This window comes from Streptomyces sp. NPDC043812 (assembly GCF_056436245.1).
In genome coordinates this window covers 108052-122166 of record NZ_JBWKCY010000011.1, presented here as the reverse complement: position 1 = coordinate 122166, position 14115 = coordinate 108052, and the positions used below count along the sequence as shown (strand labels likewise).

Here is a 14115-nt window from a genome sequence, read left to right as displayed (position 1 = left end):
TGTCAGGATTTCGTTCGCGGCCCAGTCGTACGGATGCCCCACTCGTGCAGCCGGTGCGACACCAGCCGCCGCGTTGGCCGTGCCTCGGCGGGGCGTCGAGGTGAATTGCATCCCCCGTCCCACGGGGACGACTCCGCCTGGACGCCGCTGATTACCCCCAACACCCGTCAGTTGGGCGGTTGTTGTGGCATGCCGCCTCTGGCCGGTAGGGCCGGAGGGTCAGCGGCGCGAGGTCTCGGCCCGGTCGACCACTTCGGAGGCTTCGCGGCGGATCCGCTCGGTCCCCCAGGCGCCGAGCGGCCCGAGCGCCTGATTGAGAGTGCGGCCGTGCTCCGTCAGGGAGTACTCCACCCGCGGCGGCACCTCGGCATAGACCTTCCGGTGCACGAGACAGTCTTCCTCCATCTCACGCAGATGCTGAGTCAGCATCTTCTCGCTCACGCCCGGTAGACCGCGACGGAGCTCCGCGAAGCGGCGCACGCGATGGGTTTCGAGTTCCCAGAGGATCAGCCCCTTCCACTTGCCGCTCACCACGTCGAGCGCGGCGTCGACGCCGCAGATGTAGGGCCCGCGCCTCGGTGCTCTGGCCATCACTGATCGCCCCTTACGAAAAGGTAAGTACCGCAGTAAATAGTGGGTACTACCGAGAATAGTGGCACTCTCCGAGCATGGAGGAGTGAACGAACAACAGAACCGCGACACCACACAACGCAGCGCTGTCACCCTGATCGGGCTCGGTCCGATGGGACAGGCCATGACCCGGACCCTTCTCAGCGGTGGCCACCCGGTCACCGTCTGGAACCGCACCGCCGGCCGGGCCGACGGCGTCGTCACGGACGGGGCGAAGCTCGCGGCGACACCGCGCGAGGCGGTCGAAGCGAGCGACCTGGTCATCCTCAGCCTCACCGACTACCAGGCGATGTACGACATCCTCGACGGTGCAGCCGGATCGCTCGCCGGGCGCACGCTCGTCAACTTGAGCTCGGACACTCCCGACCGCAGCCGCGAGGCAGCGGCCTGGGCGGCCGGCCACGACGCCGCCTTCCTCACCGGCGGCGTCATGGCGCCGGCACCCACGGTCGGCACGGAGGCGGCCTACGTCTACTACAGCGGCCCCGAGGAGGTCATGGATCGCCATCGGGCGGCGTTGACGCTGCTCGGCGCACCGAAATACCTCGGCGAGGATCCAGGCCTCGCCCAGTTGATGTACCAAGCCCAACTCGCGGTGTTCCTCACCACCCTGTCCGGACTGATGCAGGCAACCGCGATGCTGGGCAGCGCTGGGATGAAGGCCCAGGACGTACTGTCGGAGCTGCTCGACGGCGCCGACTCGATCGGCGACATCCTGAGGGCGGGCGAGGCGACTCCGGGGGCCGCACTGGATGCCGGAGAGCACCCCGGCGACCTCAGCACGGTCACCATGATGGGCGCGACGTCCGACCACATCGTCGAAACCAGCACTTCCCTCGGTCTCGACCTCGCCCTCCCCTTGGCCGTCCAGGCCCACTATCGGCGCGCGATCGAGGACGGAAACGGCGGCGACAACTGGACCCGCATCATCGACGGTATCCGAGCACCACGCTGACCCGACGGCGGCGACACCCGGGGGTTGGCGCCGTAACAGGCCGCACGCTGCCCGACGTTGAGCATCGGGCCCATCCGGCAGCTGTCTGGTTCGTCGGAGGCGTACTGACCGCTGTGCAGCTGCCGGTGGTGCTCACCGCCCTCTTCGCCGGCGGGACGACTGTTCGGGGGAGCCTCCCGCACTGGGGGCCGCATTGGGGCTGGGGGCGCTCGTGGGAGCCGCGAGCTGCACGGCATCGGGGCACGTCTCAGGAAGGCAGTAGCGGCTCCAGGAACTGGCTCGGCTTGCCGTGCCAGAAGATGTCGAGACTGTCCCGGGCCCGCGTCGCCGCGACGAACAGCAGTGATCGGGCCCGCTGCATGTCGCGACGGTGACGCAAGGCGTCCACGGCCCACGCCCGGTTCGTCGTGCAGGTCCGGCGACACGACGGCAGCCAGCGCCTGTGGGTCGTCCACCGAGTCCAGCACATTGCCGAAAGGTGGACCATCGGCCGCCGGGGCCGCACGAGAAGTGGGGGCGCTCCGTGGGCTTGGACGCCGTCGATTCGGCAACTCAACTGTGGGCATTCGCCCACGGCCCGGCGCTCCGCCTCGCCATCATGAGGACATGCAAAAGCTCGAGGCCCACGAGATGCCCTTGCACAAGGTGTTCAGCAGCGACTACGACTTCCACATCCCGGACTACCAGCGCCCTTACGCCTGGGAGGCGGAGCAGGCGGTCCAACTGCTGACAGACCTCGTGGAAGCTCTGGACCGCGGAACGGAGGAGCCGTACTTCCTCGGCTCCGTCGTGCTGGTCAAGAACAGCGGGTCGTCGCGTGCCGAGGTCATCGACGGCCAGCAGAGGCTCACCACCTTGACCATCCTGCTCTCCGTGCTGCGTGACGTCGCAGAAGACGCGGAGATCCGGGACGACCTGGACAAGCTCGTGAGTGAGCCGGGGGACAAGATCCAGGGGCTCGCCAAGCAGCCGCGCCTCGCCTTGCGTGAGCGTGACAAGCACTTCTTCGAGCGATACGTGCAGAACAAGGAAGCCGTACCGCATTTGCTCACGCTCGTGCCGGAGAAGCTCGACACCGATGCCCAGAGGGCAATTCTCCGCAACGCACGGGCGCTGCACGACAGAGTGGCCACCTGGTCGGAGAGGCGTCGACTGGAACTGCTTCGGATGCTCGTCGGGCGGACCTATCTGGTCGTCGTCAGCACCCCGGACCTGGACAGCGCGCACCGCATCTTCAGCGTCATGAACTCGCGCGGACTCGACCTCTCGCCCACTGACATTTTCAAGGCGCGGATCATCGGAGACCTTCCCGAGCCGACCGCCGGTCAGTGCGCCACAGCGTGGGAGGACGCGGAGGAAGCCCTTGGCCGTGACGACTTCGCCGACCTCTTCCTCCACCTGCGCATGATCTACGCCAAGAAGCGGGCAGAGCAGGAACTGCTCAAAGAGTTCCCGGAGCAGGTGCTCAGCCGGTACCTCCCCGGCGAGGGAGAGGTGTTCGTCAACGACGTGCTCCGCCCTTACGCCGACGCCTACGTCCAGGTCCGCGACGCCGTCTACGAAGCCCCCTCCGGAGCCGAGAAGGTCAACACCTGGTTCCGCAGGCTCCAGCAGGTCGACAACAACGACTGGCGCCCCGCAGCGCTCTGGGCGCTGCGCCACCACGAGAACGACCCCGTGTGGCTCGACCGGTTCCTGGGGGCACTGGAACGGCTCTCCAGCAGCATGTTCATCCGGCGCGTCTACACCACTCCCCGTGTCACCCGGTACGCGGAGTTGCTGCGCCAGCTCGATCAGGGCGCCGGACTCGACGCCGAGGCACTGGAGCTGTCGGACCCGGAACGTGCCGAGACGCGGGCGAAGCTGGACGGCGACCTCTACCTCGTTGGCAGGATCCGCAAGTACGTGCTCCTGAGGGTCGACGAGGTGCTTGCACGCGGCCAGGGGGCCACGTACGACCACCCAATCATCACGGTCGAGCACGTCCTGCCGCAGAACCCGAAGCCGGACTCCGAGTGGACCCGTCTCTTCGACGAGGAGCAGCGCCTTGCCTGGACCCACCGGCTGGGAAACCTGGTCCTTCTCAACCGGGTCAAGAACTCGGCAGCCCAGAACCACGAGTTCGCCGTGAAGAAGGTCACCTACTTCGCCGGCCGGAACGGGGTGGTGCCCTTCGCGCTGACGACCCAGGTGCTCCAGCACACCGAGTGGAACCCCGCACTCGTCGGCTCACGGCAGAAGCAACTGGTCGGCCTGCTCGCCGAGGAATGGCGGCTCTAGACGTCCCGCATGGTCGGACGCGAAGGAGTCGGCCGCCTGAGCGGCCTGCACCGGCTCGTGAACGTCCGCCCGGTCGGCCGGGCTGGAGATGCAGTCGATACACACAACGATGCGAGGAGTCAGGACATGGCAACAGAGGCCATCGACGATCCGGAGCCGGCGGAAGACGGACGCGAGCACAAGGTCCTCGCCGTTCTGGACAAGGCGATAGCCGCCCAGAGCCCGCTGGTGCGCAAGAACATCGCCCGAGCCCGTCAGCGCAACCCGGAGGCGACACCGGCCGAGGTGCTCCGCACTCTGGAGCGGATGTACGTCAGCGCCTTGACCGGGACGGGCGCGGCGGTGGGAGGAGCAGCGGCCGCACCCGGCGTCGGCACGGGAGTCGCGCTGGCACTGTCGGCGGGCGAGGCGCTCTCCTCGCTCGAGCTCAGCGCCCTGTTCGCGCTCTCGGTAGCCGAAGTCCACGGAGTCTCCATCGACGAGATCGAGCGCCGCCGGACCATCGTGATGGGGGTCATGCTCGGCGGGTCGGGTTCGGCCACCATCACCAAGGTCGCCGAGCGTACGGGGCAGCACTGGGGACGTCAGGTCGTGGCCAAGGTGCCTGTGGAGACGTTGCGCCAGATCAACAAGATCCTGGGGAAGAACTTCGTCACCAAGTACGGGACCAAGCAGGGGATCATCGTGCTCGGCCGAGTGGCACCGTTCGGCATCGGCGCCGTGATCGGCGGTGGTGCCAACGCCGCCCTCGCCACGCTGACGGTGCGGGCCGGCCGCCGTGCGTTCGGCCCACCGCCGGAGTCGTGGCCGGAGCCGACGCAAGGTCCCTGACGGCACCCTTGTCCGCGAACACGCACCTCATGCGTCCTGACGGACCGTCGACCGCCGGGTGCCGGTCGGACCGGTACCCGGCTCCGAGAGCAGGACGACAGCCCACACGGCCTCGCCCGGCGCCGCCGACCTGGGAGTGACGCCCCAGTCGGCAGCAAGTGCCTCGACGAGGAGCAGCCCACGGCCCGACTCACCCTCCGGGACCTGCGGTCGTGGCCCGGCTGCCGGCTGACGTTCGGCGCGTGTGTCGGTGACCTCGACGCACGCCGCATCGGGTGTGGCCGTGAGCCGCAGGTGAAAGTCCCGCCCGGGGACATGCCCGTGCGTCACGGCGTTGGCGACCAGTTCGGCCGCCACCAGGGTCACGGCCTCGTTGCCGAGTCCCTCGTAGGGGTACCCCCACTCGTGCATCCGGTGCGACACGAGACGCCGGGCGAGGCGCGCCCCGCGCGGGGTGGACGTGAACTGCATGGCGAACTCCCGGACGGGCGCCGAAGTCTGTGTGATCGGTCGGGTCATGCCCTCACCCTGAGGGCGGGCTGACCCCTGTGACCAGGGAGGACGCGCGCACGGCGTTCCGCTGTACGCGGAGGTACGCTCTGCGTACGCGCAGCCTTCACGGCACGGTTGTTCATGATCGTCACGCCCGTCGGGACGGCGCCAGGCCCTCCGGTGTCACCCCGCAGGAACGAACACGGTCAGCCGAAGCACCGCTGCGAGAGCGAACGGCCCGGGGAAGACGTACCACCTCGTGCGCAGCCATGCCGTTTTGACGAAGAGAAGCGTCAACGAAGCGCTGAGTGCGGTCAGCACCAGGGCGACACCGGCGGACAGGGCGGTGTAGTTGTCCGCTTCGTGGTCCCACGGTCCTTCCGGTTCGATCGCGAAGGCGAGGAACACCCAGTACGCCGTGCCCAGGTGCAGCGCCCCCACCAGAGCAGCGCACACCTCGGTCCCGAGACGACTCGGCGGCGCCGGTGCCGCTTCATGTCGTCGACGCCAGAAGACGTCGAAAGTCTCGATGTGCCGCCGGATCTCCGCCAGGATCACGTTGCTGCCACCTGTTGCCGGGAGGACCCAGGGTGTCTCCTCGCCGTTGGCCATGGCGAGACTGCTGATGAAGCGCACCAGATCCGGGGCAGGTACGAAGGAGTCCCGCAGCCATGTGGCGAAGACTGCCGCTTCGTCGACGGTGACATTTCTGAGCGTGATGAAGGCGTAGTCGGGCTCTTCCATGGACGAGGTGCCGTCCATCCAGACATCGGGAGCCAGCGCGATCTCGAAGGAGAGCACCTGCTGGCGTGCGTCGCCGAGGTCCGGTACTCGACGACGGGGTGGGCGAACGCTGGCCGTAGAGCCTCTTCCAGTTCCGGGAGGCTGGACCGCCATGCGCCGCCGTCCTCCCGGGGAGGGTAGAAGCCGATGTTCGTCCGGTAATTGCGTTCGGTTGCCACTCTGTCTGTTCCTCTGGTCCGTATCTCGCTCACGGCACGTAGCGTGTCGACCCGGGTGTCCCCGTCATCGCCATCGTGGATTGCCAGTACGCCGCGCTGTCCTTGCCAACTCACTCAGCGCGTCTGCATGAATATCGGTCGCATGTGTGACCAGCGCGATCGGCGCGTTGGAGCACGACCACCTGGCCCAGGCCTGAATTGGGCAACGCCACGCGTCGGACAGGGCCGGCCGGGGGCGGCAGCGGCGACCACTATTCGGAGTCGGGGTGCATCTGTACCCACCGGCCGTCGATGTACTTCATCTCCACGCCGTAGTACGGCTGTGGCGGGGCGACCGGCCGCTGGTCGCGGCGTTGCGCTGTCGGAGGCTTGGGGCGGCGGCCGGGCTGTGCCTTCTTGGCGCCCTGCTTCGTCCTGGTGTCGCGCTTGCGCAATGCTGCGATTCGCTTGAGGAGCTCGGCGCGGCTGATGTCCTTCGGTGCCCGACTCGGACCGGCCGTCGCCGCTGCACGGACCGGCGAGCGGTCCGGGGCCGACGACTGGCAGGCCCGGTGCACCGGCTGTCCGCCTGCGATGAGGACGAGCTTCTTCCTCGCCACTGGTTGACGGCATACGACACAACGCTTGGGCGCAGGCTCGGACTTGAACGCGTCAGACACGATCCCCCCGGATGGCGAGTCCTGATGGGGCAGAACGATAGGCGTTTGGCGGGCAGTTCGGGAGAGTTCAGGCGAAATCAGTTGTCTCTCCGAGAAGGCGTGGTGCCCAGTGCGCGGCGGCGGGATTGTGCAGTGCCTTTGCGATCGGGCCCAAATCCGTTGGCGCCGACGTTGCCGCGGCATGGCGAAGCGGGAGTCATCAGTGGGGGACGGGCACGCCCTTCGCTCGTGCCACCAGAGCGAGTGAGCCGCCGCTGATACCTGTAGCGGTGCGTGACGAGGAGATGGCGTGGTTCTCCGGCCGGTTGCGGGACGGCCGGTGGCACAATCCCGGCATGGACCAGGGGGAGGCGGCTATTTGGGCCGCGGGCATCGGTGTCGGAGCAACGCTCGTCATGGCGCTTGTGGCCGTGGAGACGGGTCGCCGCGCGAACAAGGCTGCACTCGACGCCGCGCGGGAGGCGGGGAGGGCTCAGGTCGAAGCGGCGTTGGCCGGTGTGCGGCTCCAGTTGGACGGGCTTCGCGAGGACGCGCTCTGGCAGGCCCGGCGGGATGCGTACGCGCAGTTCCTGAACGGCGTCGAGAACGTGCGCATGGCGCTCGTCCACCTGGCGGTGGCCGGGCCTCGGTACTTCGAGGAGGGAATGGGGCGCGGGAGCGCGGTGGGGGAGGGCCTGACCCACGCGCGTGAGCAGTACCGGGACCTGCTGCTGCGTCACTCTGCTCTGCGCCTGTCCGCGGATGATCCCGAGGTGGCGGACGCGGAACGGCTGTCCCGGCTGGCGGGCCGGCTGATCGAAGACTTCGACGACTACGCGGGTGCGTTCCCGGCGGGTGACCCCACCCCGTCGTGGCGCCGGTTCGAGTCGGGCATGGACGAACTGCGCGACGGCGTCGAGGAGTGGGCGCTGAACGCGCGCCGCCGGGTGCAGGAGCGGCGGGCGGTGGGGGTACCGCCGTCACGGCCGGAGGACGGCTGAGCGGTTGTGGCTGTCCGGGTGGGTGCGATGGATCGGCTCTCACGCGGGAGGGTGAGCCTGGCGGCTCGGGGCCCGAACGGGGGTGTGGTGTGCGTAGCGTTGATCGGGTGGGGGTTGGTGGGGTGCGAGGCGGTACGGGGTGCTGGTGTACGCGGGAGCCGGCCGGTTGTACGCGGGGTGGGGCGTGACCGGGGGTAGGGCGGTGGCATTGGGTGTGGGCGCGGGTGCGCGGGAGGTGGTGTGCGGATGACGGTGGACGACGAGCAGCAGCAGGCGGAGCAGGGGCCCGGGTCGGGCATCTTGCATGTGTTCGGGCGGCAGTTGAAGCGGTTTCGGGAGTGCACGGAGTACGACCGGGCGGCGTTACACGCCGGGCTTGCAGGCCCATTCACCTTGATGGAAAGCAAGGATGGGCGGAGGATTGCTTACGCAGAGGTGCAGAGCGACAGTCGCCTGTACACAGACCGGAACAGAGTCAGGCAGTTGGAAGCCACGTACGGAGTCATCCGCGCACAGGCTCTGACTCCAACGGAGTCGCTGGCCCTGGTTGAAAGGTTGTTGGGAGACAGATGAGCGGGCGGAGTATGCAGGCGGACTTGGCGTGGTTCAAGAGCAGCTACAGCGCTGGTGACGGCGGTGATTGCGTCGAGGTCGCGGCGCGCCCCGACTCAGTGCACGTTCGGGACTCGAAGGACATCACGGTGCCGATGCTGACCTTGCAGCCGCAGGCGTGGACTGCCTTCGTCGGCTTCGCGGCTGTGAGCGGTGGCCTGTAGGTACATGGTCGGCTGGCGTGGGGCGGTTCCCGACAGCTTGGGAACCGCCCCACGGTGTTTACGTCAGATGTCCGCCGTGGCCGGCTCCGGCGGCGATCTCCGCGTCGAGCCGCGCCTGGAAATGCGCGTGCGCGGCCCGCATCTTCGACTCGGCCGTCGAGGACGACTCCGACGATTACGCCGACGACATCCCGGACTCCTTCGAGTCCCTGCTCCACGCCTGCAAGGCGGGTTCCCTGCGCGAGCTGCCGCTTCGCTGGCACTACCGCAGCCGCCACGAGAACCTGATCACCTTCAGCAACCGTGCGTTCTACCAGAACGGGATGGTCACATTCCCCGGAGCCCTCGATGAAGGTAACGACGTCGGCGTGGCCTTCCTCAAGTCCGACGGCGTCTACGACAGGGGAGGCCGTCGGGACAATCGGACCGAGGCCGAATTCGTGGCACAGCGCGTCCTCCATCACTTCGACACGCGGCCAGGCCGCACGCTCGGTGTCGTCGCGCTTTCCCAGGCCCAGGCATCCGCCATCGACCAGGCGGTGCAGCAGGCGAGGCTCATGCGTCCTGATCTCGACCACTGCTTCACCGAGGATCGCCTGGACGGCTTCTTCGTCAAGAACCTCGAATCCGTGCAAGGTGACGAGCGCGACGTGATGATCATGTCCGTAGGCTACGGGCCCGACGAACACGGCAAGCTCGGCCTGAACTTCGGCCCTGTCAACAAGTCCGGCGGCTGGCGACGCCTCAACGTCGCGGTCACCCGCGCCCGCTACCGCATGGAGGTCGTCGCCTCGTTCCGTGGCACGAGCCTTGCCGACAGCACCAACGAGAGCGTCCAGCACCTCAAGCGCTACCTGGAGTACGCCGAGAACGGCCCCGCCGTCCTCGCCCGCGACGTCGTCCAGACCGATGCCGAGCCCGACAGCCCCTTCGAGGAGTCCGTGCTGGAGGTCCTGCGCGGGTGGGGTTACACGGTGCAGCCCCAATTAGGGGTCGCCGGATACCGCATTGACATCGGCCTTCGTCACCCGGAGATGCCGGGAGCCTACGCGCTCGGCATCGAGTGCGACGGTGCGATGTACCACTCGTCCAAGACCGCGCGGGACCGGGACCGACTGCGTGAACAGGTCCTCGGCGGTCTCGGCTGGCGGCTGTACCGAATCTGGGGCACCGATTGGTACCGCGGCCGGGTCGGGGCCGAACTGCGCCTGCGCGAGGCGGTCGAGCAGGCTGTGGCCCAAGGGCCGCTCGCTGCTGCGCCCGCAGTGCATCGTGCCTCGTCTTCGGTGGACGGGCTGTCGCCGACGGCGCCGAGCTCTGCGGTGAGCGCGGCAGGTTCGGAGCACCGCGTGTCTGTTCTGGCCGTTCCCGTCCCGCGCCAGGAGCTTCCCGAGACCCGCGTCGAATACGAGCGGGTGCCAGTCGACACGGACGTCGAGCGCGAATGGAGTGCCGAATACCGGACTGCTTCGGTCGAAGTTGCCCCGCGCCACGAACTCCATACGCCCGAGGCGAGGCCGGCACTGCGCAAGGTGCTGGCCGAGATCATCGCGGCGGAAGGGCCGATCCATGAGGATCTGTTGGTACAGCGCACCCGAGAAGCGTGGGGGGTGGGCCGGGCCGGAAGCCGTATTCGGGACAACGTCCGAGAGGTGGCGCAGGCCCTGGAGCGGTCGGGGTCGATCTCTGCTGACGGTTCCTACTTCGACTCCGCTCAAAGGGGCGCGCTCAAGGGGGACACACCCCGGAAGGTGATGCATATCGCCCCGGCCGAGCGGTACTTGGCTCTGTGCGAGCTGGCTGCCGAGTGCCCGGGGATGTCCGAGGAAGAGTTGATCAAACAGGCCTGCGACTTCTTCGGCTGGCGGCGCGTGGGCAAGGACATCCGTGACTGCCTGGCGGCCGATATTGAGGAGCTCTACCTGCTCGGCAGACTGGAAGGGGGGCCGGGGCGGGTCGGCGCGGTGCGCTGACCGGGACGGTTACGGCCCCATGAGCCCGCCGATCCACCGTTGCGTGGGCGACCAAGCCGGCGCAACGCTCCGCGCGTAGGCAAGAGAGCCCGCGGAAGTCCACATGATCAGTTGGCCGCTCCCTGTTACGTTCGTTGGGCGCGGAGCGGCTCCCCAGTGTGCTTCTTTCTCACTTCTTCTTACGAATCAGCGTGCTAACTTCCCCGCCCCGCGCAATGTCCCGGAGCTCTCGTGACCAGGCCGGAAACGCCCACGCGTGGGCGCTGACCAGTGCCCCCAGCGCCGGCCGCCGTGGAGCGGGCCAGCAGGGCGAACGCCTCGGGGGTGAAGCCAGTGTCCAGCCGACGCGGACGTGCCACGGTCAGTCAGGAAGTCTGTCGCTTCGAGGTGTGCCAGGAGCCGCCGCGCGAGGCGTGCGTCGCGCGGGGTCGACCGCATCGTGAACCTGTGCGCGGTGACTGTGCGTGAACGAGTCTCGCGGATGTCGCGGTTGCTGGTTTCGTACGCTCAACACTGCTGGCGCAAAAGCACTTTGACCAGCACAGTCGCCTGGACTCCAGGCTGGTGTACGCGGGCACGCGGAGTGTGTTGGGAGCACGGCCGCGCAGTGCGTTTGAGGATCGCGGGGTGTTCGTCCGGGCGTGTCATGCGGTGAAACCCGTTGGCAGTTGGGAGTCGGCCCCGCATAGCGTCGGCCGCATGGCTGACGACTGCTTCGGGATTCCGCGGCTCGCCGCGATCTACGACCCACTCGACCCCGATCGCAGCGATCTCGACGCGTACGTGCGCATGGCTGAGGAGCTCGGAGCGCGACGGGTGCTCGACATCGGGTGCGGGACAGGTGTGTTCGCACTCCTGCTGGCCGACCGCGGGATCGAGGTCATCGGCGTCGATCCCGCCCGGGCTTCCCTCGATGTGGCCCGTGGCAAGCAGGGCAGCGAGCGGGTGCGCTGGATCTGCGGCGATGCGGCGACGCTCCCACCTCTGCAGGTCGACCTCGCGACAATGACGGCGAACGTCGCCCAGGCCATCGTCGATCCGCAGGCGTGGCAGGAGACCTTGCTCGGGGCCTGTTCGGCACTGCGGCCCGGCGGACACCTGGTGTTCGAGACCCGGGATCCGGCCAGGCGCGGCTGGGAGGAGTGGAACCGCGAGGACTCGTACGGCGTGCGGGAGATCCCGGACGTCGGCGCGGTGGAGAGCTGGGTCGAGCTGATCGAGGTGAGCGGCCCGCTGGTGACGTTCCGCTGGACCTACGTGTTCGCGGCGGACGGCCAGGTGCTGGCGTCGGATTCGACGCTCCGATTCCGCGAACGGGAAGAGATCGAGGCGGACCTGGCCGCACATGGTTACGTGGTGAAGGACGTTCGCGATGCACCGGACCGTCCGGGCCGGGAGTTCGTCTTCCTCGCCAAGCGCCCGGAGGCGTAGGCAGGAGCCTGGGACGCCGACAGCCATGCGGTCGGCGCCTTGATCAGGGTGCGGTCCCACTGGTTGGGACGGGGACGGGACGGGGTCGACGGCGTCTGCACGGGGCAGCGCTGTTCGGCACGCCGGACGATCCCTGGCATGTGGTCGCGTCCCCGGAGCGCTGGGCCGGTTGCCGGTAGGCGATCGTCGGACCACCCCGTGCGGGGCGGGTGCCGGCGGCCGTCCCCTCTGGTGGGTTCGCGTAGTCGCATGGCGATCCGACCGGTCCGTGACACAGGCTCGGGGCTGCTGTCGCGCCACAGGATCGCGGACTTGAATGCCGGTCCGACCGGACTGGGTGTACGCGATCCGCCACGTCCGCCCGATCGACCAGAGAGGGCGGCCCGGCTCGAAGGCATCGGCGCCGGCCCCTCGCGTGTTACCAACCGGTAAGGAATGATGGGGGACAACCATCCACGCGCTCGGGGCGGAGCAGGCAGTGACGACTTTCGAGGACCGGGCCACGGTGCACGCCTTCCGGGACGACGCCCTCGGCGAGCACGACGCCGTCGGGCTCGCCGAAGCGATCCGGCGGGGCGAGGTCGGCGCCGGCGAGGTCGCCCGGGACGCGGCGGCGCGGGTCAGGGCGGTGGAGGCGCGGCTCAACGCCGTTCAGGTGCATGTCGACGCTCCGGCGTACGGCTCCGGGGCGGGCGGCGCCTTCGCCGGGGTGCCGACCTTCGTCAAGGACAACACCGACTACCTGGGGCTGCCCACCGGGCACGGCAGCGCCGCGTTCGCGCCGAGGGCAGCGCGGCGGCATGCGCCGTTCGCCCGGCAGTTCCTGAGCACCGGCGTCACCGTGCTGGGCAAGACCCGGCTGCCCGAGTTCGGGTTCAGCCCGACCACGGAGTACGAGGACGCCGAGCCCGTCCGCAACCCGTGGCACACCGGCTACTCGTCGGGCGGTTCGTCGGGCGGCAGCGCAGCGCTCGTCGCGGCCGGAGCGGTGCCGATCGCGCACGCCAACGACGGTGGTGGCTCGATCCGGATCCCCGCCGCCTGCTGCGGACTCGTCGGGCTGAAGCCGACCCGTGGCCGGGTCGTGGCGAACGCGCAGGGCCGCCAACTGCCGCTCGACATCGTCTCCGACGGCGTGGTGAGCCGATCCGTGCGGGACACCGCCGCCTTCCTCGCCGCTGCTGAGACGCACTGGCGCAACCCGAAGCTGCCGCCCCTCGGCCTGGTCGAAGGCCCCTCGGAGCGACGGCTGCGCATCGGCGTCCTGCTGGACTCGCCGAACGGCGTCCGCTCCGACGCCGCCACCCGGGCGGCTGTCACGCAGACGGTGGCAACGCTCGAACGGCTCGGCCACACCGTGGAGCCGGTGGAGTTGACGATCGATCCCCGCTTCACCGAGGACTTCCTCACCTACTGGGGCATGTTGTCGTTCCTGATCGGCGTCACGGGGCGGACGCTCGGAGCGGAGTTCGACCGGCGCCGCATGGACGGCCTCAGCCGGGGACTGCGCGAGGCGTACGTGAAGAGCTGGCAGCGCACTCCGGGAGTGCTGCGGAGGCTGAAGCGTACGCGGGAGGCGTACGCGGCGGCGTTCCGCGGGCTCGACCTGATCCTTTCCCCCGTGCTCGCCCACACCACGCCGCAGATCGGCCACCTCAGCCCGGCCGTCCCCTACCCGACGCTGATCGAGCGGATCCTCGCGTACGTCGCGTTCACGCCGGTCAACAACGTCGTCGGGACGCCGTCGATCTCGGTGCCCGCCGCGCAGGCGACCGAGGACGGGCTGCCCATCGGCGTCATGTTCTCCGGCCGCCCCGGCGACGAACGCACCCTGCTGGAGGTCGCGTTCGCGCTGGAGGCCGACCGTCCCTTCCGGCGTATCCAGGACCTCTGACACCGGGAGAGTTCTCCGCGCCGTGGATAGGGGACGGGAGAGCCGGCGCGGTGCGCCGACCGGGACGGTGCCGGTCCTACGAGCCCGCCGACGCACCGTTGCGCGGGTGTACCGAGCCGACGCACCGTTCCGCGCGTAGCCAAGAGGGTGCCAAGGGAGGAGCCCGCTGAAAACCATATGATCAGCCGGCCCGTCCCCTGTTACGTTCGTTGTGCGCGGGGCGGCTCCCGAGTGTGCTTCCTTCTCACCTTC

Annotated in this window: 12 protein-coding genes and 1 pseudogene; 9 read left to right on the top strand and 4 right to left on the bottom strand. The window is 68.8% G+C overall.

All coding sequences use genetic code 11. The features are described 5' to 3' along the window. Positions 1 to 219: 219 nt before the first annotated feature. Entirely contained in the window at positions 220 to 591 is a 372-nt protein-coding gene (locus AC067Z_RS18160; protein WP_478790526.1) for a winged helix-turn-helix transcriptional regulator, read from the bottom strand. Between the two features lie 85 nt (positions 592 to 676). On the opposite strand from AC067Z_RS18160, the gene AC067Z_RS18155 reads away from it, so the two are divergent. From AC067Z_RS18155 to AC067Z_RS18145, 3 genes are all read left to right on the top strand, one after another. Further along, positions 677 to 1585 carry an NAD(P)-dependent oxidoreductase gene (locus AC067Z_RS18155; protein ID WP_478790525.1) on the top strand — a complete coding sequence of 303 codons (909 nt, stop codon included), beginning with the start codon at positions 677 to 679 and terminating at the stop codon, positions 1583 to 1585. A gap of 606 nt (positions 1586 to 2191) precedes the next feature. Continuing rightward, on the top strand, positions 2192 to 3865 hold the full coding sequence (locus AC067Z_RS18150) for a DUF262 domain-containing protein (RefSeq protein WP_478790524.1): 1674 nt from the start codon (positions 2192 to 2194) through the stop codon (positions 3863 to 3865). A gap of 126 nt (positions 3866 to 3991) precedes the next feature. Then, positions 3992 to 4696: a hypothetical protein gene (locus AC067Z_RS18145; protein ID WP_478790523.1), complete on the top strand. Its 705-nt coding sequence runs from the start codon at positions 3992 to 3994 to the stop codon at positions 4694 to 4696. Positions 4697 to 4723: 27 nt separating this feature from the next. Here the strand turns inward: AC067Z_RS18145 and AC067Z_RS18140 are convergent, their stop codons facing one another. The 3 genes from AC067Z_RS18140 to AC067Z_RS18130 all read right to left on the bottom strand — a co-directional run bounded on the left by AC067Z_RS18140 (position 4724) and on the right by AC067Z_RS18130 (position 6749). Continuing rightward, positions 4724 to 5215, bottom strand: a complete 492-nt coding sequence (locus AC067Z_RS18140) for an ATP-binding protein (RefSeq protein WP_478790522.1) — start codon at positions 5213 to 5215, stop codon at positions 4724 to 4726. Positions 5216 to 5371: 156 nt separating this feature from the next. Next, positions 5372 to 5989, bottom strand: a complete 618-nt coding sequence (locus AC067Z_RS18135) for a hypothetical protein (RefSeq protein WP_478790521.1) — start codon at positions 5987 to 5989, stop codon at positions 5372 to 5374. 412 nt (positions 5990 to 6401) lie between these two features. Continuing rightward, positions 6402 to 6749 (bottom strand): hypothetical protein, encoded by a 348-nt coding sequence (locus AC067Z_RS18130; protein WP_478790520.1) that lies wholly within the window; start codon positions 6747 to 6749, stop codon positions 6402 to 6404. A gap of 329 nt (positions 6750 to 7078) precedes the next feature. On the opposite strand from AC067Z_RS18130, the gene AC067Z_RS18125 reads away from it, so the two are divergent. From AC067Z_RS18125 to AC067Z_RS18100, 6 genes and pseudogenes are all read left to right on the top strand, one after another. Continuing rightward, positions 7079 to 7789 carry a hypothetical protein gene (locus tag AC067Z_RS18125; protein WP_478790519.1) on the top strand — a complete coding sequence of 237 codons (711 nt, stop codon included), beginning with the start codon at positions 7079 to 7081 and terminating at the stop codon, positions 7787 to 7789. Positions 7790 to 8155: 366 nt separating this feature from the next. Continuing rightward, positions 8156 to 8362 (top strand): annotated as a pseudogene (locus tag AC067Z_RS18120) (Scr1 family TA system antitoxin-like transcriptional regulator); the annotation flags it as partial. Further along, the gene (locus AC067Z_RS18115; protein WP_478790518.1) at positions 8359 to 8565 is read left to right on the top strand and encodes a DUF397 domain-containing protein; all 207 of its coding nucleotides are present in this window, start codon (positions 8359 to 8361) and stop codon (positions 8563 to 8565) included. The pseudogene AC067Z_RS18120 and the gene AC067Z_RS18115, both read left to right, overlap by 4 nt. A gap of 17 nt (positions 8566 to 8582) precedes the next feature. Next, entirely contained in the window at positions 8583 to 10538 is a 1956-nt protein-coding gene (locus AC067Z_RS18110; RefSeq protein WP_478790517.1) for a DUF3320 domain-containing protein, read from the top strand. Between the two features lie 699 nt (positions 10539 to 11237). Continuing rightward, positions 11238 to 11969, top strand: coding sequence for a class I SAM-dependent methyltransferase (locus AC067Z_RS18105; protein WP_478790516.1), 732 nt, complete (start codon positions 11238 to 11240; stop codon positions 11967 to 11969). Positions 11970 to 12447: 478 nt separating this feature from the next. Next, positions 12448 to 13863: an amidase gene (locus AC067Z_RS18100; protein ID WP_478790515.1), complete on the top strand. Its 1416-nt coding sequence runs from the start codon at positions 12448 to 12450 to the stop codon at positions 13861 to 13863. The last annotated feature ends 252 nt before the right edge of the window (positions 13864 to 14115 follow it).